This is a genomic window from Acetomicrobium thermoterrenum DSM 13490 (assembly GCF_900107215.1).
In the GTDB taxonomy this organism is placed as follows: domain Bacteria; phylum Synergistota; class Synergistia; order Synergistales; family Acetomicrobiaceae; genus Acetomicrobium; species Acetomicrobium thermoterrenum.
Genome location: NZ_FNPD01000004.1, coordinates 155,150 through 176,026, shown reverse-complemented (window position 1 = coordinate 176,026; position 20,877 = coordinate 155,150). Strand labels below are relative to the sequence as shown.

Below are 20,877 nucleotides of genomic sequence, written 5' to 3'. Positions count from 1 at the left end.
GGGTAGATAGGCCGGAGGTGGAAGCCCCGAGAGGGGTGCAGCTGACCGGTACTAATACACCGAGGCCTTGTCCTTAAATACTTTTTTCCTCTTTCCCTAGCGATTTTTGAGTAAAGGTTTGAAGCAGGCATATGGTGGCCATAGCGGAGGGGAAACACCCGGATCCATGCCGAACCCGGCAGTTAAGCCCTCCAGCGCCGATGGTACTGCGGGGGGTACCCGTGGGAGAGTAGGTCGCTGCCATGTGCCTGCTTTATTTTTGCCTCCATGGTGAGGCGAAAGAGGTGAAAAAAGAAGACGAGAAGGGCTCGTCTTCTTTTTTTTCGGGGGTGGAAAAAATTGAACCCTACCGTCATCGTATAACTTAATAGAGTTTACTGACGACATTTACTGATCTCCTCCTTATTGAGAATATTATAAATATCGAAATATTATGATACACTTTTTGTGGGAAATTTGTAATTATTTTTGCCTGACTATGATCCTGAGGGGGCTAAAAAGTAGGAGGCGATCTCTACTATGGATGTTTTGCTTTTCGGATGCGGAAGGGTTGGGAGAGCGTTCTGTGAACTATTGTGCAGGAAAAGTGATATGCTAAAAAGAGCCTCGATTTCCCTTGTAGGGGTCGCCACTAAAAGTCGCGGATGCATTTACAATCCTCATGGGATCGATGTTGATGACATGCTTCGGTGGGAGTCGATAACAGGAAGAATAGATGCCCTGAGTCGCGGAGGCTGCTCAGTTATACAAGACTCTAATGAAATGCTAAGAGATATCAATTACGACGTTTTAGTTGATTGTACACCCTCTGATTTTGATCTTGGAGAACCGGCTCGAAGCATTATAATTAAAGCTATTCAAAAGGGCAAGCACGTAATTACTGCAAATACGGCAGCGATGAGTCTGTATTTCGATGAAATTATGGACGAAGCTCTTGAGATGGGAGTTAAAGTACTTTACGAAGCTACCGTTCTCTCTGGGACTCCTCTTTTTTCTTTGGTGCGCGACGGTTTACCTGGATGTCGGATAAAAAGGTTCGAGGGAATCCTAAACGGTACGTGTAATTATATTTTAAGCATAATGGAAATGGGTTGCTCTTTTGATGAAGCTCTCCTAGAAACGCAAAGAAGGGGTCTTTCAGAGCAAAATCCTTGGGTTGATATAGATGGATTGGAGGCCGCGGCAAAGACAGTGATCGTGGCTAAGAGTCTTATGGGCTTGAATGTGGGGATGAGCCAGGTTCACGTTAAAGGAATAAGGAATGTTACTACTCAAGCCATAGAAGATGCCAAAAGAAGGGGCGGCAAACTAAAGCTCCTTTCGAGAGTCGAGATAAATGCTGATGATCTCGATATTACGGTGAACCCTGAAATTTTGTCGATGGGCCACCCTTTAGCTTATCTGGAGGGATTTTCTGTGGGGGCACTGCTTTTGACCGATATGATTGGTGAAATATGCGTTAGCGGTTCTGGGTCTGGTCCAAAAGAGACATCTTATTCGCTTTTGAGAGACCTATTATCGTTAAAGGGCAGGTGAATTTCTCTGTGTCTTTCAAAGTTGCCGTAATTTCCGATACCCATGGTAGCGTTAAAGCTTGGGGGCTTGCCAAGAAAATCTGTAAAGACGTAAATTTGATCGTACATCTCGGCGATGTGTTATATCATGGCCCTCGAAACCCTCTTCCAGATGGGTATGCCCCTAAAGAGTTGGCAGAAGAGATAAACTCTTCTGATGTTCCCGTCATTATAATTAAGGGCAATTGCGATGCGGATATAGATGAAGCCATGATAAAGTGGCCTGTATCCTATCCCTATTGTGTCTTATGGTTGGACGGCAAACTCGTCTTCGCTCATCACGGAACATTTTTTGAAAGGTATAAAGGTTTGGCGCTTGACTTTAAGGCCGATTTGGTGCTTACTGGGCATACTCATATTAGTTCTGTTATCTGCGAGGGAAAAACTGTTTTTCTAAATCCGGGATCTGCAAGTTTACCAAAAGGTGGCGAACCTCCATCATTGGCCATAGTGGATGAGAAGGGAATCAGTCTTTTGTCTTTGAAGGGTGATTTGTTGCGTTTTGAGCCTTGGAGATTGACGTAAGGGGGAGATATCAATGACGGTTAAGGAAGAAATATCGACGAAAAAAGAGGGTTATCAAGATACCAAAGGTACTGGCGAGATGACGTTATTAGTGTTCGATTTGTTCGGCGAACATTATGCTATAGAGGTTTCTAAGATCAGGGAAATTGTTCGCATACCTGAGAGCATAACTAGAGTTCCTAATGCGCCTCAATACGTCTGCGGGGTTATCAATTTAAGGGGTACGGTTATCCCGGTCATGGATGTGGCCGTCAAAATGGGTCGAAAGGAAGTTGAGCGGAAGAACGATTCAAGGATAGTTGTTATCGAAGAGGAAGATATCATGTTCGGTATTATGGTTGACTCCGTGCGAGAGGTAAAATCGGTGATTGTCCATCAAATAGAGAGTGCTGACTCCATCGATTCTGCAATATCAAAGGAATATTTGGAGGGTATCGTTAGAACTAAGGAAGGGGATTTGATCGTTCTTTTGGACGTTGCTTCTGTTTTTGAAATAAAAAATTTCTTAGAGTGAGAAACCGATGTTGGTAGATTTACATGTTCACTCGACTGCATCTGATGGCACATTGTCACCGTCGGATGTGGTTATAAGGGCAAAAAAAAGGCCATTTCTCTATTGTCTTTGACGGATCACGATACGACAGACGGTCTGCAGGAGTTCGAGGAGTCCTGCAGAAAGCATAATGTGCCGGGTTTACCCGGTATTGAGTTATCAGCCGAGTATTATGACGACGTTCATATTTTAGGGTATGGCATGTTTTATACTTCTCCTGAGTTTCAGGAGAAGTTGACAGCTCTGAGGAAATTGAGGGACGAGAGAAATGAAAAGATGTGCGCAAAGCTTAAAACGCTAGGATATGACATATCTATTGAGGAAGTTATAAGGGAATCCGAAGGGGATGTAATTGCAAGACCACATATAGCCAGGGTTCTTATGAAGAAGGGGTATGTTTCAAGCCTTAAAGAAGCCTTCGATAGGCTTATTGGCAAAGGAGCGTTGGCTTATGTGCCCAGGAAAACGTTGAGTCCTGAGGAATGTATAGCTTTAATTCAAAACGCAGGAGGGATATCGGTATTGGCTCATCCCGGGGAAATTTACCTGGATTCCGAACCCTTCGACATTTTGTTAAGAAAGCTTAAGGATGCGGGGCTTTGGGGGTTAGAATGTTATTCCAGCCATCACAGTGCCGAGGAAATATTTGGTTTTCTAAAATTAGCGGCCAAGTTCGGATTAAATCCTACGGCGGGAAGCGATTTTCATGGAGAGAACAGGCCCGATGTCGAAATGGGAATTGATGTTCCGGAACATATTATTCCTGGAAAACTTACCTTTTTAGCATTTAAAAAACTCGATAATTCTGGCGGGGTGAGTGTAAACGTTCATTCTTCCTTCGCGTATAAAACCGATTAATGTAGCTCCGTATTTTTGTGCCAGGTCTATCGCCTCACATGTAGTGGCAGAAATACCTCCTATTATCGGTATTTTAGCGATCAACATTTTTCTAACCAATTCATGCATTAGTCTTCCTGAAAACAATAACATGTATTCTTCTCTTTTTATACCTTCAAGTATTGCTTTACCTATAGCCTTTTCTATTACATTATGCCTTGCTATATCTTCCAATAGAAAATATTTGTAACCTTTATGGTGCATTAAAATAGCTACGTGGAATGCTCCTGTCTTTCTATAGAGGGGAGCTTCTTGTAGAAGCGCAATACCACCATATATCGCATCTGCGCTTACTGTCCAATTTACATCTATATATTCGAGCACATTATTTTGGCAGGATGAAGAAGGTTTCAATTCGACCTTTACAATTGCCTTGTCTTCGTTTTCAATATCTTCTATATTGTCATGACTTTTAACCACGTCATGAAAGAATAAGTGACCTATGGCCAATTCTTTTGTATCATTCAGCGTCGCTCGTAGGGATGTGTAGTAAGATTTGTTTACGTAAATTGCAATATCTTTTTCGTGCGCGACCTGGTCCACCTTGCAAGCACTGTCTTTCTCTTTAGCGGAAAATCTAAAATAATTCACATCACTAAACAAGTTTAATCCCTCCGCAGGTAGTATCGTTATTCAATGATGAAGACAATTATGCCGATAGCATGTATTATAATTAATATTTACCGTAGATTTTATCTCCTATACTGCGACTTGAGTCAATTTTAAAAAACTTACATGTTTTATGAAAGGGGAATATATGATGTCTACCATCGACCTGAGGAGTGATACCGTTACAAAGCCTACAGATGAAATGAGAAAAGCCATGGCTGAAGCAAAAGTCGGGGATGACGTTTATGGTGAAGATCCGACGGTAATCGAATTAGAACAACTTGCTGCTGAGATTACAGGTCACGAAGCGGCGCTCTTCGTTTGTTCCGGAACTATGGGAAATTTGGTCTCCCTCCTTACGCATTGCAATCGAGGTGAGGGAGTCGTTTTGGGGTTTAAAAGCCATATTTATAATAACGAAGGTGGGGGATTGTCGGCGTTAGGAGGCCTTGTTCCTCTTTGCGTGAACGATGATCAAGGTATTCCTGACCACAATGAAATATTGTCATACTGCAGGGATGAAAATGTACATTACACTCCTGCCAAATTGCTATGCTTGGAAAATACGCATAATGCCTGTGGCGGCATTGCAATTTCTCCTGATAGATTTTCGTCGGTGGTAGATTTAGCAAGAAGCAAGGGTCTTTTGGTGCATCTAGATGGTGCCAGAATATTCAACGCTGCAATAGCTTGGGGAGTTGAACCTAAAACATACACGGAAATTGTTGATTCCGTCCAATTTTGTTTGTCGAAGGGGTTGGGGGCTCCGATTGGCTCTCTCATTTGTGGAAAAAGGGACTATATAAACAGAGCCAAGCACTGGCGAAAACGAGTGGGCGGAGGTTTGCGCCAGGCTGGCGTTATAGCAGCTGCTGGCCTGATAGCTTTAAACAATTATGCAGATTTGAAGTATGACCACGAAAAAGCTAAAGTCCTAAAAGATATCTTGAAAAATGGCGGTGTAAAGGTCGTCGACGTTTTCAAACCGACCAATATGGTTTACTTCGATCTGAATGATGATGTAGATGTTATCCAGCTGGCAAATAGCTGCAAAAGAAGGGGTTTATTGTTCAATCCTACTTTTCCCAGGGTCAGGCTCGTAACTCATCGCGACGTAACCTTTGAAGATGTTGAGATGGCTGCCAAAATCATACTAGAGGAGTTGTCCTGATGAAAGAAAGTTTGCCCCAAAGGGAGCTTGTAGAGGAGGTTGCTTATCGGGCAGTGAAAAGACTGCTCGACCAAAAGGACATTGCTGAGGCCGATATACTGTATAGGGCAAATGCATCCTGTTCTATCTCTTTCATGGATGGCAGGCTGGACGAAAAAATTAAGGGCCAGAATCTTTCTATGGGCGTGAGAGTAATCGATGCCGAGGGTCGACAGGGAGTTGCCTGTTCTAATCATCTGTCCAAAGATGCCGTAAACAGGGTAATCGAATGGGCAATTTTTAATTGTAAGAACAACGATCCTAATCCCCACATCGGTTTGAATTTAGAGATTTTAGATTTTACAGAGGACCACGACCTTTTTGATCCGCTTGTAATTGACGGCATGAGCTTCAGTAGAGGAGAGAAGATATGTTCTGTTGTTACCGCTGAAGTACGTGAATTGGATGAAAGGGTATCGTCAATAAGGGAGGTTTTTTACGGAGAAGGTTACGAAGAAACCCTTTATCTTTCCAGTGTGGGGGCTATTGGGTGGCAGGATGAGAGCGTCGTAAGGCTTGACGTAGCGTTGATAATGGAAGATGGTGATAAAATAGAGATGGGCGGTTTTGGTGAAGAACAACGTTATCTGAGCGATTTAAAATACTCTGATATAGCCAAAAATGCCGTGCATAGAACATCCATGACGCTGGGTGGCAAGCCTCTTAAGACTGGTAAGTATACTCTCTTTCTGGACAGTTTAACAGCAGCATCTCTGGTTTCCATGTTGGAAGATTCCTTTTTGGCAGATAATGTCCATAAAGGGAAATCTTGGCTTTCAGATAAAAGGGAACGTATGATAGCTCCGAGTCACATTAGCTTAGTGGATGACGCAACCATAAAAAGAGGTATGGGCAGTTATGTCTTCGATGGCGAAGGCGTCGCTGCCCAAAGGACGACATTGCTCTCTGAGGGAGTAGTGACAAGTTTTTTATACAATTTGGAACATGCGAGAATCGATGGAGTTTCCTCAACGGGCAATTGCGTTCGAAGTCCTGCCTCTATACCATATGTGGGTGCATCTAATCTCTTCATAACTCCGGGAATCGGCAAAGCAGGGGACCTCTATGGAGATTTAAACACTGGAATTTACGTGACGGAGTTGATGGGGCTTCACACCTTTGATCCTGTTTCGGGAGACTTGTCTTTGGGAATAAAAGGGGCTTATATTAGAAACGGATCAATAGATGGGCCCCTTTCCGGGATGACCGTGGCCGGTAATATTTACGATATTTTGAATCGGATAGTTAGAGTTGGAGAGGATCTGAAATTTTATGGCAGTGTTGGGTCTCCATCGTTGGTGATCGATGATGTGTCGACCGCAGGCGATTAAAAGATACAAGCAATGGGTTTTTTTTACATATTTTTTCGTAATACTTTGCTGTTTGGCCTTGGCTACAATTGGATACGCCGGGGAAAAATGGATTTTGTGGCATGGGATTGAGAACGTGGGATATGTCCCGGTGATAAATGATGATGGCCATGATCTGGTTCCAATTGACGTAGTCGCCAGTATCTTGAGTTTCAAGATAAGTTCTGACGATAAGACCTTTTTGGCCCGAAATAACGGCAGTTCATTGGAGTTAGTTATAGGAGCATCTATGGCAAAAAGCAATGGTCATAATATTATTCCCCTTCCCTTTATGCCTTTATACAAAGAAGGGCATTGGTGGTTGGAAGCAAATACTGCGTTGAAATTATTGAAGCCTCTGGTTGGCGATGACAAAGAACTAAAATGGGCTGGCAAGTCAGAGGAGGACAAGGGCCAGAGTGCCGCCGTTATCCCTATTCTTGGGAAGGATGCAAACGTGCCTTCGAAAAATGTCATTAAAGAAAACAGTAACACCATAGTATCGCGGAATAAAGTTAAAGGATTGCGCTGGGGACAGTGGGAGGATAGAGTGAGGTTAGTTATCGATTTATCCTCTGAGGCATCGCCCTTTGTCGATAGAAGTTCCCCTAACAAGCTGACTCTTCGATTTGAAGGATTTACCCTCGATCAGGTTTACGGAGACGATATTAAAAGCGGAGATTTTCCTGAGATTGCCGTTGAGCAAAAAGGCGGTGCGGTGGTCATTGACATTTTTTATAAATCTGACAGAATTTCTTACTTTAGTCTTCCTTCTCCACCCAGATACGTAGTGGATTTCTTCGGCTACGGGACAAAGAGGGGTGAGAGTCCGTCTCTTAAAGTTTCGGGGAATCCTTCTTTGGCTCCCGCTTCACAAGAGAGCGTTGAAGTATACGCGCCAAATAAAAAAGCGACGTTTCCTGTAGTAGTCATAGATGCAGGTCATGGGGGCAAGGATCCTGGTGCCGTTGCAAACGGCTATAAAGAAAAAGATATAAACCTTAAAGTTGCAGAGGGTCTTGCAAATGTGCTTAAAAAACGGGGCATTAGCGCTCGCCTCACTCGTTCGCGCGATATATACCTTCGATTGGACGAAAGGACGAAGTTGGCAAACGATTGGGATGGGGATTTGTTTGTAAGTTTACATTGCAATGCCCTGCCTGCAGGCAGAACCGCTAAGGGAATCGAAATTTATATAATGGCCTTGCCTAGCGACGAGGATGCCATGAAACTTGCACTTATAGAAAACAAGGAATTGGGAGAAGGGGTTACGGATGCTAACAGTATAGCCGATAAGCGTACGAAACTTTTGTTACAAATATTAGGAGATATGGAGCAAAATGTAAAGATAGAGCAGAGCCTATCCTTTGCCGAAGTTTTGTTTAAGGCGGGCAAAAATTCCGGTTTAAATATGCGCCGAGTGGCCCAGGCGCCCTTTTTTGTTTTAAGAGGAGCGACAATGCCGGCAGTATTAGTTGAAATGGGTTTTTTGACGGATAAATCGGAAGCCGCCTTGTTGGCTAATCCCAATTATCAAAAAAGGCTTGCTGAAAGTTTAGCTGATGGTATAGAGTCGTATTTACGCAATATGTGAGGTTTAGGAGGGTCGTTTTTCATGGATAATAATGAACTGCCGCGAAGACGAGACAGAGAACAAAAAAAAGTTCCCCAAAAAGCTCCCTTACCATATAGAATAATCGCATGGACATGTCTTATCATGATTTTGTTTGGTTTGGGTTATTATGGTTCGGGACTAATTGTCAGAATATTTGGCAAGAAATTGAACGTTCAACAAACTATTTCCATGGAAGAACAGGCACAAAAATTCGATGAAATTAATGACTTTGGGACCCATATAGCCGAAGTAACGCTTTTTCTGCCGGATAACGGCTCTCTAAGCGTGGTCGGTTATAGGATAGTTCCGAGTATTCCCGAAGAAAATGTCACCTCCAGTGTTGAAAAGTGGCTGTCACTGATGGCGGCCAAGGGCCTTGTCGATGGGAACAGTCGCGTCCTTCATGTCTTTCGCAATGGAGAAATTCTTTATTTAGACATGAACACCCCCTTTTACTCATCTTTGCAAAAGCTCGACAGAGAGAGAGCATTGCTTTTTATGACAGCCTTACTTCGGACTGTCATAGATAATTTCGATCCAATCAAAGAAGTAAAATTTTTGATCGAGGGTAAAGATGCCGCAATGACAGATCCTGTGGATCTTTCCGTTACATGGCGATTGGCGCCCAAATTTTGATTATAAGTTTTTATGACGTCCTTTGTCTCTGGGGGGATTGCTCTTTGGTCAATAATAAAGTAGTATTTGCAAGCAAAAACAAAGGCAAATATAACGAAATGGTCGTTTTGTTCGGTGAAGCGCCTGTAGAATTGGTATTTGCCCCCGATTTAATGGACATTGATGTTGAGGAGTACGGTAATTCCTATTCGGAAAATGCTCTTCTCAAGGCTTCGGTTTGGGCCAAAGCTCTAGGCATGCCGGCCTTGGCCGATGACAGCGGATTAGAAGTAGATGCACTTGGGAAAAGTCCTGGAGTTTATTCTTCACGAGTGGCAGAAGATGATGAATCCAGAATTGCATGGGTCTTAAATAATATGGTTGACATGAAAGAGAGGAAGGCGCGGTTTGTCGCTTCTCTGGCGTTAGTTTTGCCCAGAACGAACCAGGTATGGTTGGTGTCGGGTTTCTGTTATGGACAAATAGCCCTTTCCGGGCGAGGCGCAGAGGGATTCGGTTACGATCCTATATTTATTCCCAAGGGTTACGATAAAACATTCGCGGAACTGGGGCATGGGATTAAAAATCGCGTCTCTCACAGGTCTGTTGCCGTGAGAGCGCTTTGTGATATGCTTAATGCTCGAAGTGTGCTAAAATAACTATTCGAATGGCTTTTGCGCTATAAAAATCGTTGTGGTAGGCTCAAAAGTTTGAGCTTGTGAAAGTAACGTTATGTATTTATAAAGTAAAATATCATAAAAACATAGTTAAGGCATAGGGGGCACTAAAGATGTTTTTGTTCGTATCTCTTTTGCAAATACTGATAGCTGTTGCACTGATAGGAATTGTAATGTTACAGCGAAGAAAACAGAGCGGTTTTGCCGGCGTATTTGGCGGCGGCACTCAAGCTGATATGTCAGGCGGGCAGTGGCAGCGCCTTTCCGGTTTAAGCAAAGTAACAGTACTATTACTTGCTTCGTTCATGGTCACCTCCCTCATATTGGTCATGATGAGTGCAAGGTGAAGGATATGAAGAATATAGAATTTTTCGAAGATGTAAGCGCTTTGCAGTTGGGCTCAAGGCCTTTCTACAGCGCCAATCACGATGAAATTATGGCGGGATATACGACCGACGTTTATTTTGTCAAAACAAGGGATCTTCTGCGAGAAAACGGCACCTTGGATGTGCCGGTGGTTGCGGAAATATTTTCAAAAGAAGCAGGCGTTTTTGCCGGTCTATCTGAGGTTTTGTCTTTGTTACGGGGCAAGGGCGTAGAAGTTTATTCTTTAGATGAGGGAATGTCTTTTTCTCCTAAGGAAGTGGTGTGCAGAATTCACGGTCTCTACAGTGCATTTGGAATGTACGAAACAGTGATTTTGGGATTTTTAGCAGCATCGAGCGGGTGGGCAACCGCTGCTAGGGAATGCGTTAGAGCAGCAAATGGAAGACCTGTATTATGTTTTGGAGCTCGGCATGTTCATCCGGCAGTTGCCCCCGTTATGGAGAGGGTTGCCTTAGATGCCGGAGGTTGTGCAGGCGCGAGTTGTATATTGGGAGCAAAGATGGCCAAGGCAGAACCGCAAGGAACGATACCTCATGCTGCTGTGTTGATAGTGGGAGATACAGTAAAAACCGCGTTATTATACAATAGTATATTGCCTGAGCGAGAATCAAGGATTATTTTGGTCGATACTTTTAAAGACGAAGCCGAAGAATCGCTCTTGGTTGCGCGAGCATTAAAGAAAGATCTTCACGGCGTACGTTTGGATACTCCCGGAGAGCGCGGAGGGGTATCGCCTGCTCTGGTACGAGAGGTTCGGTGGAGATTGGACGTCGAGGGATTTAACCATGTCAAAATTGTCGTTTCCGGTGGCCTCAATCCTGAAAGGATTAAGTTACTTTTGCATGCAGGCGCAGATGTCTTTGGAGTTGGAAGTTATATAGCTCATGGAACTCCGAGAGATATGACGATGGATCTCAAGATGATCGACGGAAAACCCATCGCGAAAAGGGGTAGATTGCCCGGCATAGAGCATAATCCAAGGCTTAGGAGATTTTTGTAAGGATACAAAGGCCATGTTTAACCTGTCAAGGTCTGATTGTGGTGTATTTCTTGACATAAGGGGCTAAGGTTGGATAGAATAACTCCGCTGTCGAGAGCTCCTCGTTTGTGGAAACTAAACGTTTTGTGTTTGTTGTATTGGTAAAGTATCGTCAGTATCAGCCGAATAAAATATATTATCGATCGTAGAGGGTTTTTTACTGCGAGGAAAGTTAAGGAGGAACTTCACATGCAAGGATACAAGACTTTTATGACGAAGCCGAAAGAGGTGGAACAACAGCGTAAATGGTATGTAATAGACGCTACCGATGTGCCTTTGGGAAGACTTGCGGCATGCATCGCTCCCATATTGATGGGAAAACATAAGCCGAATTATACTCCTCATGTAGATACAGGGGATTTTGTAATTGTCATTAACGCCGCCAATGTAAAATTGACCGGCAAAAAGGGTATCCAATCGGTTGTATATAGTTATAGCGGGTATAAAGGGGGGCTTAAATCTACGCCCTACAGTGTGCTTCTGGAGAAAAAACCAGAGCGTCTTGTAGAGAGGGTCGTTAAGGGGATGTTGCCTCGTAATAAACTAAAATATCATAGGAAGCTGAAAGTATATGCCGGTCCCGATCACCCTCACGAAGCGCAGAAACCAGAAGCTTTGGATATTTAAGTTTCTGTTTTGTTAATGTAATTTTTTAAAAGTTTTTATTAAAAAGGAGGAAGAGACCTTTGCCGTCACCAACGTATTATTGGGGTACAGGTAGAAGAAAAGAGTCAATTGCTAGGGTACGTGTTCGTCCCGGAGAGGGGCAAATTGTTATAAATGGGCGAAGCATCGAAGACTATTTTCCAAGGCAATTGTGGAGGCTTAACGCCTTGGAGCCCCTAAAGGTTTCCGGAATGGAAGGAAAAATAGATGTATTCATTAAAGCTCAAGGCGGGGGTTTAAGCGGTCAGGCCGGAGCGGTAAGGCTTGGAATAGCCAGAGCTTTGTTGTCCTTAGATCCTGAAATGAGGCCTGTATTGAAAAAAGCAGACCTCCTTGCCCGCGATCCTAGAATGGTAGAAAGAAAGAAGTTCGGGAGAAGAAAGGCAAGGGCACTTTATCAATACTCAAAGAGGTAAATTTAATTCGTTTTTCGCCAATTTATGGCTTGGCGGTCAACGGATAGATGCAAAGGATTAATATTGTAGCGATAGTTACAAACCACACAGACGGAGATCGTGATTCTCCGTCTGTAATCTTTTGCAACCAAGTTAATTTTTTATATCGAGTTATCGATGTATTGGAATTCAATATTTTGAAAATTAAAACTCATATTTTTTCCCTTTACAAAAACCGGCAAATAGATTATCCTTTTTCTCCAGACTGAATAGTCGGGAGGTTGAGTATTGAAGGACACCAGAGACTGCATCATAAGCGCAGCGCGCCATTTGTTTGCACAACAGGGATTTCACGGGACTAGCGTAGATTCCATTGCAAAGAAAGCAGGCGTTAGCAAAGGGGCTTTATATTGGCACTTTAGCGATAAGTTTGAGCTGTATAGCACTGTTTTAGTGTTGGAAATTGATAGAATGAAGGATATTTTTAAGTCGACCTTCGAAGACGCAACTGATGCCAAGGAGTTTATACAGAGAAGAGGCATGCTCATTTTAATGGCCTTTGAAAGAGACCCCGAGACCATGCTTATCTGGATGGATCTTTTGATTCAGGCGAAACGGGGGAAAGAAGAATTTAAGAATATGGCAAAAGACCTTGCCTCATGTATAAAAAAATCGATGGACGAAGGAGTGTGCATCGATTTGGCTGACGAGAGACAAGAGTCTGTATTTTTACTGTTGCGCTTGGTCGTGTTCGGTCTTTTATCATGTCAAGGTAGTCTTTTGGACACTGGCGAAGCTATAGATAGCTGGAAACAAATAGTCGATTTGGTTATGAGGGGAGATGAGTAATTAAGGTGGCAAAATTCATGGGAAAACGTTTTTTATTGATAATAGGTTTTTGCTCTTTGATTTTCCTGGTGCTTGTTATGGACAAAAACGCTTGGGGGCAAGATGCTCAATCCGCTGTCAAGTATAATTTGGACAACTTAATTTCAATAGCAGAAGAGCATAATCCCATACTAAAAGCAGCACAGGAGCAGCTCAATCAGGTGAGGGCTCAAGAACTGCAAAGTGCCTCCCAATTGGCGCCTAGGCTTGATTCGAGCTTAACGTATATGCACCAATACGGAGGAGGTATGACGGATTCGAAGTACAGAGATACCTACAAGGCAGCGTTAACCCTGACGCATACTCTCTACAGCGGTGACGGCCTTGAGGCTTCGTTAAGGGCTGCCACGTTGAATCGTCAAGCCTTAGAGGCAGATGTCTTACGCACTAAACAAACAATAGAAATGATGTGCAAAACGCCTATTACGATTTGCAGAGAGCGAGGGCTCAGCTACAAGTTGCTCAGGAAAGCTATGATTTGGCACTAGAGCATTTAAAACAGGCGCAATCGCTTTACAATCAAGGTGTTGTGGCCATCAATGAAGTCCTTAGAACTCAAGTCGATGTTTCGTCTGCCGAATTGAATTTGATTCAAGCTAAAAATGGTACACAGGTGGCCTTAAGTGCTCTGGAAAAGGCTGTCGGGATTCCCCTTTCCCACGAAATAGTTCCTGAAGTATCCCCTGAAGAGGAGTCTCCCTTCGCTTTGCCGCAGATAGATCCTTACAGCATTGCACTTCAATATCGCCCTGAGCTGGTTTCCTTGGAAGACTCGAGAAAAGCAGCAGAGGAGCTGGCCAAAGCTGCTGCGGGCCAGGCAAGGCCTAATATATATCTGCAGGGAGAGGTATCTTATTACGAAGATGAGTTTTTCCCAAATGAGGACGACTGGAATGTATCGATCATCGCCTCTTGGAGATTGTACGATCGGGGAGAGGTAAAGAACAAGATAGAGGAAAATAAGGCTATGGCCCGGGAATTACTTGCCAGGATTGATGATCTCAGGAATCAAATTCGTCTAGAGGTATCCACAGCGTGGCAGAACTTGGAATCGGCGTTGCAAAGCGTTCGCGTAGCCGAGGATCAAGTCACTATAGCAGAAGAGGATTATCGAATGGCGTTGAGACGTTATGTCGAGCAAGTGGGCACTAACATAGACGTTTTAGATGCAAGAACGGCGTTGACGGATGCCAATACCAACTTTGTAAATGCAATATACGACGCCTATTCATCCTACAGCGACCTGATCTATGCAATGGGCATAATGGATGAAAGTGTGTTTGACGATCTTAATGAAAATGAAGCAGTGAATGGGGAGGTAGCTAAATGAAGATCAAAACAGTCGTTATAGCCGTAATAGCAGTAGCCTTAGCATCAATAATCGGTCTGAGGGTGTTTAGCAATGACAAAACGACCGAGCAGCCTGGTGTGCCAACCCCCCAACAGAGTGCGATAAACGTTTCCGTAGTCAAGCCAACTTTAATGGAATTTGAGGATATCATAACTTTTGTTGGAACGGTAGAGCCGCAAGAAAAGGCAATGATTACATCTAAAGTGACCAATAACGTGACAGTTTTAGAAGTTTATGTTGATGTCGGATCGGAATTAAAAAAGGGTGACCCTTTGGCAAAATTAGATGATAGCCTGGTCAACCGACAAATTGAAGAGGTCAAGGCAGCAGTCGCTGCCGCTAGGGCTGCGATATCGCAGGCAAAAAGTCAATTGCAGACCACTGAGAAAGATTATGTGCGTTATAAAAATTTATATGAGGAGCAAGTTATAAGTCGCCAGCAGTTGGATCAAATAGAAGGACAGTATGAAGTGGAAAAGGCCAAACTCGAGCAGGCCCAAAGGCAGCTCGATCAGGCCCAGGCCCAGCTGAGGCAGCTTCAAATTATGAAGGAATATCACAGTATAGTCTCTCCCGTAGACGGAGTTGTTGCTGAAAGGCATATAGATCCTGGCGATACCGTTAGCGTCGGGAGTACTTGTTTTACGGTTTCAAGGCAGGAAACAGTTAAGATAATTGGGACGGTAACGGAAAACGACTATCCAAGGATTAAATTAGGGCAAGTTGCCCTTGTAAAAGTAGATGCATTTCCAAACATGACTTTTGAGGCCGAAGTGGTGCGAATTAGCCCAATGCTTGATTCGGTCACAAGGACCGGAGAAGTTGAAGTGTGGCTTTCAGCTGAAGGAATATTAAAGCCAGGGATGTTCGCCAGGACTGAGGTCATAGTAGGCAAGCATGAAGGACTTTCCCTTCCCAGGGAGGCGGTAAAACAATTGCCGGGAACAGGTGAATGGTATTGCTTCGTTGTAACGCCAGATAAAAAGGCAAAGCAGGTTTTCGTTAGACGTGGCATAGAGAGCGGTAATTTGGTAGAAATTATTGAAGGAATTAAAGCGGAAGACAATGTAATATCGCCTGTTGTTCGCGCCATTGGCGACGGGGTATCCGTGGAGGTGGTAGGTCAATGAACCTTTGGGAAATAGCGGTAAAGAGACCTACTGCCACCTTAATGTTCTTCGTCGCCGTGCTCTTATTGGGAGTTGTCTCTTTTATCGGAATAAGGGTCGATCTTTTGCCCCAATTCGAACAACCCGTAATTCTTGCCATTACTACTTGGGAGGGAGCTGCTGCTAGCGACGTCGAACAGGAAATCACGGAAGAAGTGGAGGACAGAATGGCCACTCTTCAAGGCCTTGACGAGATTACCTCGACTTCAAGCGACGGAGCTTCTGCCGTTGTCCTCAGATTTGAGTGGGGAGAGGATTTGGATGCCAGGATGGGCGATGCCCGGGATCAGGTGAACATTATAAGAAGAAGGCTTCCCGATGATGCTGATGATCCAATACTTATAAAAGTAACTTCCAGTGCCATGCCCGTCATGTTAGTCATATTTAAGGCAGGACCGACTTTCCCAGGGCTGTATCATTTCGTGGATAACGATGTCAGCAAGCTTGTTCAACAGGTTCCGGGAGTAGGGGATGTTTCGGTCTTCGGTGGGGAGCAGCGCGAAATAAAGATACTGTTAGATGCAGAGAAACTAAAGGCATATAATTTGTCAGCTCAACAGATTGCAAGTGTATTGCAACAAGAACATTTCAATTTACCTGCAGGAAGCTTTAAGGAAGGAATGTTGGAATATCAGATAAGAGTGCCGGGCAGATATAAACTTGTAAACGAGATAGGTTACGCCATTGTTGGCACCACCGACGGTAAGCCCGTGTATCTCAAGGATGTAGCGACCGTGGAGGACGGATACAAGGACGCATCAACCTTTGGATGGGCTGACGGTGCCCGTTCCGTTGTTATGATGATCACGAAAAACACCGATGCCAATACTGTTCAGGTCAGTAATGGTGTAAAGGCCCGCCTGGAGGAGTTAAAGGGGTCTATATTCCCCTCCGATGTGGATTATGTCATCGGTTACGATCAATCGGAGTTTATACTGAACTCACTTAAACAATTGGCCACTACTCTGCTATATGGCGTTGTACTAGTCTTTCTGGTCACTTATCTCTTTTTACGCAGATTGCCGGGAACGCTTGCGGTATGCGGAGCCATTCCCTTTTCGTTGATCGCTACGTTTATCGCTATGAGAATCTTAGGATACACTGTTAATTTAATGACATTGTCGGCTCTTACGGTTGCTTGCGGCATGGTAGTCGACAACGCAATTGTTACGACAGATCAGGTTATTTATCACATTGAGATGGGGGAGAAACGCCAGATAGCTTCCATGTTAGGTGCAGGCGAAGTGGGAAGTGCCTTGATAGCGTCCACACTGACGACTCTGGCTGTGCTGTTGCCATTGGTGTTTATCACAGGCTTAGTCGGCATATTTTTTTCCTCCCTGTCGGTGGTTATGAGTCTTGCTATAGTGTCATCCTTGGTTGTTTCGTTAAGCTTTATACCGATGGTTGGAAGTAAGACTTTTAAATCTCAAGAAGACAAGCTCTTCATTCATAGACATTCCAAGCGTATCTTGACTTTGCTTGAGCGCTATTACGCTTTGTTAATTGATTGGGCTTTGCGCAACAGAAAAAAGATCATAGGATTGGCGTTGCTCTGTGCAGTTTTTACAGTTGTAGGTTTTACCCGTATAGGGACAGAGTTGATACCAAGGTCAGATACGGGAAGTGTACGCGTTAATTTCAGGCTCCCTGAAGGTACGAGGGTGGAAGAGACGGAGAAAGTTGCAAAAGATGTCATGGCTTATGCTATGGATAATATCCCGGAGCTTGAAAACGTCTACATATACGGCGGCAGCGCCGGAGACGGTATGAGTGCTTTAAGGGGAGAATCGTCAAATATCGGAACTATCGGCATCGAGCTCGTGTCTAAGGGGGAAAGAAAGCGCTCGGGCTTTCAAGTGGCAGCTCAAGTAAGGCAATATTTAAACGCAAAGGCGGGTTTTGAAGCGGTAAGCGCAAACGTCAGTTCGCCTATCATGGCTGGCGGGAGTTCCAAACCGATAGTAATTGAGTTGTACGGAGACGATGTAAATGAATTGCTCAAAATTGGAGACGAAATAAAGAAAAGGCTCGAAGGGATTCCGGGAGCTGTAGATATAGAAATTACCCAAAAAGCAAGCAGGCCGGAAATTTGGGTTGACGTAGACAAAGAAAGGGCTTCGCTGTTGGGTGTTCCGACGAGTAACGTTGCTCAAGCTCTAAGGGCCTATTACTATGGCATTCAGTTGGATGAAGATTATTGGGAAGGAGAGGATAACTACGAGGTGTGGCTGCGGTTGCAACCTGATCAAAGACATTCTTGGGATACCTTAAATAAGTTGCTTGTGCCATCGGTGACGGGGGATATGATCCGCTTGACAAATTTGGCAACAATTAAAGAAGAATTAGGGCCTCCGGAAATTCACAGAAAGAACAGGCAACGTTACATCACTATAGAGCTTGATGCTGAAGGCCGCTCCGTTGGCAATGTTGCTACGGATATCGAAAATGCACTTAAAGAAATAGAGTTGCCCGCCGGAATGAGGACGGAAATAGCCGGCGATGTTGAAGATATGAGAGAAACGTTTTTGCAAATGGGTCTTTTGATCTTGCTTGGGGTTGTCTTGGTTTACATGATAATGGCAGGGCAATACGAAGCATTTTTGGACCCATTCATCATAATGTTTAGCGTTCCCTTTGCCTTAACGGGTGCGGTAGGAGCGTTGTTGTTAACCGGGTCATATCTTTCGTTGCAGGGCCTGCTGGGCATAGTCATGTTGGTAGGAACAGTGGTTAACAATGCAATAGTTTTGGTGGATTACGTGAATTTGCTTCGCGCCAGGGGGTATGTTATGCACGATGCTTTGGTAGAAGGAGGGTCAAGGAGGCTGCGGCCAATTTTAATGACCACCCTTACTACGGCATTGGGCATGTTGCCTATGGCTTTAAGTCAGGGAGAGGGTGCCGAGATATGGAGGCCCTTGGCGGTATCGGTCATTGGCGGTTTGTCCTTTTCGACGTTGGTTACCCTGGTGTTGATTCCGGTAGTATACAGTTTGGTCGAGGAAAAGATACGCCGACGACCAAGGTTTGTTGAGGCAAAGGGAGGAACGTCACGATGAAGTTCGTTTGGATATTTTGCAATCAAAGCATAGCTCCCGAAATAATCGAATTACTGGAGTCGATTGAAGTCGATGGCTATACTGTATGGAGACATGTTTTGGGCCATCACCGCGGATGTCGTACACATTGGGCCGATGCAGTTTGGCCGGGTGAGAATTGGGCCATACTCGTAGTGGAAAATGCCGGAAAGGCTTGGTATTTAACCGAAGAGCTTAAGAAGATGAAGCAACGACGAGCGATTCATCATGCCGGTTTACGTGTCTTTGTGCAAGATGGAGAGCTTATGGTATAATTTTCCCCGAGGGCCGGTGTAGCTCAATCGGCAGAGCAGCTGACTTGTAATCAGCAGGTTGGCGGTTCAAGTCCGCCCGCCGGCTCCAAAGAATTGGCAAAAAGAGCAATCAGTGAGTTGATTGCTCTTTTTATTTTTTTTTAATCCAAACTCTGTTGTATTTTAGGTGATCGGGTAATAATATAGAAACGTGCCTGTCAAAGTGAAGTTATTTTTCTATAAATTTATGTTTACTTATAGGGAGGGTTTAATATGCTAAAACCACAAAAACTGGTGATGATACCCGGACCTACTCCAGTTGTGCGCTCTATTCAGGATCAAATGGGACGCGAGACGGTAGCTTTTGGAGACCCCGACTTTATTGAAGATTTTAAAAACGTGGTAAAGGATTTGCGCGAACTCTGGCAGTGCAGCGGGCAGGCCTTTGTTATTGCTGGGTCAGGTTCGTTGGCCATGGAAATGGCTGTAGCGAACGTCTCTAAATCTGGAGACAAGGCACTTGTGTGTTCAAACGGCTTTTTTGGCGATAGATTTGCCGAAATATGCAAAAAGCGCGGCCTTAATGTCGATGTGATTAAGGCACGGTGGGGAAGCTCTGTAACCTCTGGGGAAGTTAAAGAAAGACTGTCTAAAGAAAAATACGACCTAGTTACTGTTACCCATGTTGAGACATCGACAGGTGTTATGGCGCCGATAGGGGAGATAGGCAAGGTTGTTCAAGATCATGGAGCCATATTTGTGGTCGATGGCGTAGCTGCATCAGGCGGAGCAGAGGAGTACGTCGATCCTATGGGCATTGATGTGTTGATAAGCTGTTCTCAAAAGGCCTTTGGGGTTGCTCCTGGTTTAGCTCTGTTGTGGGCTTCAAAAAAGGCGCTGGATAAACGAAAAAGCCTGGGAACAATAATTGATTCGTATATGGATTTTGAGAAATGGTTGCCGGTGATGGAAGACCCTTCCAAATATTGGGGTACTCCTCCCATTAATTTGATATGGGCCTTAAAACAATCTCTTGAAATAATAAAATCGGAGGGGATCAAGGAAAGATATGCTCGCCATGTTAGGCATGCTGCCCTTTTTGATGAGGCCATTTCTTCAATGGGATTTTCGATATTGGCCCACGAGGGCTATCGAGCTCCAACGTTGTCGGTTTACCTATATCCCGGCGAGTTTAACATAGATGACTCCAAATTCAGATCTCTTGTGGCAGAGGAAGGTGCCTATATTGCCGGTTGTCTTGGAGATTATGCAGGAAAGGGATTCAGGATGGGGCATATGGGCAACATCGATAAACACATATTGATTTCAGCAGTGGCGTCAATAGAGAGGGCTGCTATGCGCAGTGGAATTAAACTGGAGCCGGGCAAGGCGCTGGGGATACTACAAAGAGGTTTTGTTGAAGAAAGTATGTAAAATAAAGCAGAATAGATCTAGACGCCTTAACAATATTATGGTATCTTAATCATCGCAAAGCCGGGGTGGCGGAATTGGTAGACGCAGTGGACTCAAAATCCACCGGTACTCGGTACTGTGCGGGTTCGAGTCCCGCCCCCGGCACCAGTAATAACTAAAAGCCCCTTACTCTGACTTAACGAGTAAGGGGCTTTTATCTTTATAAATTGGCTTCCCGTTGTCTGAAAATAAAAACATTACGAATCTCCTTGACTTTGATCTATTGACGGACAAACTACAGGGATTGCTCTCGCACAAAAGGCATTTACTGCCAGCTTTGGATTCGGTGGGGATATCATGGGAATTGGCGGATACCTTCAACGATGATGGTCATCCCAAATCTTATAGCGTTGCTTGGATTGGCAAAAATAGTATTTAAGTAAGTCGAAACCATTACAAATGACGAAATGGATGGGGCGAAAATTACCCATCGAATGATAGGCATTCAAGTAAATAGGTAAGAATAAGGTTTTCTTTTGAGCGAGAGTACCTATTATTAAAACGTTGGCTTCACTCACTTTTTGTCGCGCAAAAGGCGAAGGTTTGTTGCA

General features: G+C 44.2%; 20 protein-coding genes, 2 tRNA genes, 1 rRNA gene and 1 pseudogene. 23 read left to right on the top strand and 1 reads right to left on the bottom strand.

Annotated features, from left to right (window positions below):
• Positions 1 to 130 precede the first annotated feature (130 nt).
• The 5 genes from rrf to BLU12_RS04850 all read left to right on the top strand — a co-directional run bounded on the left by rrf (position 131) and on the right by BLU12_RS04850 (position 3,510).
• Positions 131 to 246 (top strand): 5S ribosomal RNA (rrf, locus tag BLU12_RS04870).
• Between the two features lie 273 nt (positions 247 to 519).
• Positions 520 to 1,536, top strand: a complete 1,017-nt coding sequence (locus tag BLU12_RS04865) for a homoserine dehydrogenase (RefSeq protein WP_009200232.1) — start codon at positions 520 to 522, stop codon at positions 1,534 to 1,536.
• A gap of 8 nt (positions 1,537 to 1,544) precedes the next feature.
• Positions 1,545 to 2,099 (top strand): phosphodiesterase, encoded by a 555-nt coding sequence (gene yfcE, locus BLU12_RS04860; RefSeq protein WP_234945468.1) that lies wholly within the window; start codon positions 1,545 to 1,547, stop codon positions 2,097 to 2,099.
• A gap of 13 nt (positions 2,100 to 2,112) precedes the next feature.
• The gene (locus BLU12_RS04855; protein ID WP_009200234.1) at positions 2,113 to 2,613 is read left to right on the top strand and encodes a chemotaxis protein CheW; all 501 of its coding nucleotides are present in this window, start codon (positions 2,113 to 2,115) and stop codon (positions 2,611 to 2,613) included.
• A 102-nt stretch (positions 2,614 to 2,715) separates the two neighbouring features.
• Complete coding sequence (locus BLU12_RS04850; RefSeq protein ID WP_234945467.1) at positions 2,716 to 3,510, top strand: PHP domain-containing protein; 795 nt, start codon at positions 2,716 to 2,718, stop codon at positions 3,508 to 3,510.
• Here the strand turns inward: BLU12_RS04850 and BLU12_RS04845 are convergent.
• Positions 3,433 to 4,152, bottom strand: coding sequence for a formate dehydrogenase accessory sulfurtransferase FdhD (locus BLU12_RS04845; protein ID WP_159428503.1), 720 nt, complete (start codon positions 4,150 to 4,152; stop codon positions 3,433 to 3,435). The genes BLU12_RS04850 and BLU12_RS04845 overlap by 78 nt on opposite strands.
• A gap of 157 nt (positions 4,153 to 4,309) precedes the next feature.
• Here BLU12_RS04845 and ltaE point away from each other — a divergent pair, with 157 nt between their 5' ends.
• The 18 genes and pseudogenes from ltaE (at position 4,310) to BLU12_RS04760 (ending at position 20,434) form a co-directional block, all read left to right on the top strand.
• On the top strand, positions 4,310 to 5,329 hold the full coding sequence (ltaE, locus tag BLU12_RS04840) for a low-specificity L-threonine aldolase (RefSeq protein WP_040347721.1): 1,020 nt from the start codon (positions 4,310 to 4,312) through the stop codon (positions 5,327 to 5,329).
• Positions 5,329 to 6,699, top strand: coding sequence for a TldD/PmbA family protein (locus BLU12_RS04835; protein WP_009200238.1), 1,371 nt, complete (start codon positions 5,329 to 5,331; stop codon positions 6,697 to 6,699). The genes ltaE and BLU12_RS04835 overlap by 1 nt, the downstream gene beginning before the upstream one ends.
• 130 nt (positions 6,700 to 6,829) lie before the next feature.
• The gene (locus tag BLU12_RS04830) at positions 6,830 to 8,311 is read left to right on the top strand and encodes an N-acetylmuramoyl-L-alanine amidase family protein (protein ID WP_234945466.1); all 1,482 of its coding nucleotides are present in this window, start codon (positions 6,830 to 6,832) and stop codon (positions 8,309 to 8,311) included.
• A gap of 21 nt (positions 8,312 to 8,332) precedes the next feature.
• Positions 8,333 to 8,968 carry a GerMN domain-containing protein gene (locus BLU12_RS04825; RefSeq protein ID WP_009200240.1) on the top strand — a complete coding sequence of 212 codons (636 nt, stop codon included), beginning with the start codon at positions 8,333 to 8,335 and terminating at the stop codon, positions 8,966 to 8,968.
• A 44-nt stretch (positions 8,969 to 9,012) separates the two neighbouring features.
• Entirely contained in the window at positions 9,013 to 9,606 is a 594-nt protein-coding gene (rdgB, locus tag BLU12_RS04820) for an RdgB/HAM1 family non-canonical purine NTP pyrophosphatase (RefSeq protein ID WP_040347723.1), read from the top strand.
• Between the two features lie 131 nt (positions 9,607 to 9,737).
• The gene (gene secG, locus BLU12_RS04815; protein WP_009200242.1) at positions 9,738 to 9,971 is read left to right on the top strand and encodes a preprotein translocase subunit SecG; all 234 of its coding nucleotides are present in this window, start codon (positions 9,738 to 9,740) and stop codon (positions 9,969 to 9,971) included.
• Positions 9,972 to 9,976: 5 nt separating this feature from the next.
• A complete protein-coding gene (locus tag BLU12_RS04810; RefSeq protein ID WP_040347725.1) occupies positions 9,977 to 11,011 on the top strand; it encodes a nicotinate phosphoribosyltransferase in 1,035 nt (344 codons plus the stop codon).
• Between the two features lie 228 nt (positions 11,012 to 11,239).
• On the top strand, positions 11,240 to 11,677 hold the full coding sequence (rplM, locus tag BLU12_RS04805; RefSeq protein WP_009200247.1) for a 50S ribosomal protein L13: 438 nt from the start codon (positions 11,240 to 11,242) through the stop codon (positions 11,675 to 11,677).
• Positions 11,678 to 11,736: 59 nt separating this feature from the next.
• Positions 11,737 to 12,132: a 30S ribosomal protein S9 gene (gene rpsI, locus BLU12_RS04800; protein ID WP_009200248.1), complete on the top strand. Its 396-nt coding sequence runs from the start codon at positions 11,737 to 11,739 to the stop codon at positions 12,130 to 12,132.
• Positions 12,133 to 12,399: 267 nt separating this feature from the next.
• Positions 12,400 to 12,960, top strand: a complete 561-nt coding sequence (locus BLU12_RS04795) for a TetR/AcrR family transcriptional regulator (RefSeq protein WP_091460959.1) — start codon at positions 12,400 to 12,402, stop codon at positions 12,958 to 12,960.
• Between the two features lie 17 nt (positions 12,961 to 12,977).
• Positions 12,978 to 13,585: pseudogene (locus BLU12_RS10075) on the top strand (TolC family protein); the annotation flags it as partial.
• Between the two features lie 27 nt (positions 13,586 to 13,612).
• A complete protein-coding gene (locus BLU12_RS04790) occupies positions 13,613 to 14,329 on the top strand; it encodes a TolC family protein (protein WP_407638647.1) in 717 nt (238 codons plus the stop codon).
• Entirely contained in the window at positions 14,326 to 15,480 is a 1,155-nt protein-coding gene (locus BLU12_RS04785; protein ID WP_091460957.1) for an efflux RND transporter periplasmic adaptor subunit, read from the top strand. Before BLU12_RS04790 ends, BLU12_RS04785 begins: the two co-directional genes overlap by 4 nt.
• Complete coding sequence (locus BLU12_RS04780) at positions 15,477 to 18,581, top strand: efflux RND transporter permease subunit (RefSeq protein ID WP_091460955.1); 3,105 nt, start codon at positions 15,477 to 15,479, stop codon at positions 18,579 to 18,581. The genes BLU12_RS04785 and BLU12_RS04780 overlap by 4 nt, the downstream gene beginning before the upstream one ends.
• Entirely contained in the window at positions 18,578 to 18,874 is a 297-nt protein-coding gene (locus tag BLU12_RS04775; protein WP_009200254.1) for a PG0541 family transporter-associated protein, read from the top strand. Before BLU12_RS04780 ends, BLU12_RS04775 begins: the two co-directional genes overlap by 4 nt.
• Before the next feature lie 12 nt (positions 18,875 to 18,886).
• Positions 18,887 to 18,962, top strand: a tRNA-Thr gene (locus BLU12_RS04770).
• Between the two features lie 164 nt (positions 18,963 to 19,126).
• Complete coding sequence (locus tag BLU12_RS04765; RefSeq protein ID WP_091460954.1) at positions 19,127 to 20,287, top strand: pyridoxal-phosphate-dependent aminotransferase family protein; 1,161 nt, start codon at positions 19,127 to 19,129, stop codon at positions 20,285 to 20,287.
• 59 nt (positions 20,288 to 20,346) lie between these two features.
• Positions 20,347 to 20,434: transfer RNA gene (locus BLU12_RS04760), tRNA-Leu, on the top strand.
• The last annotated feature ends 443 nt before the right edge of the window (positions 20,435 to 20,877 follow it).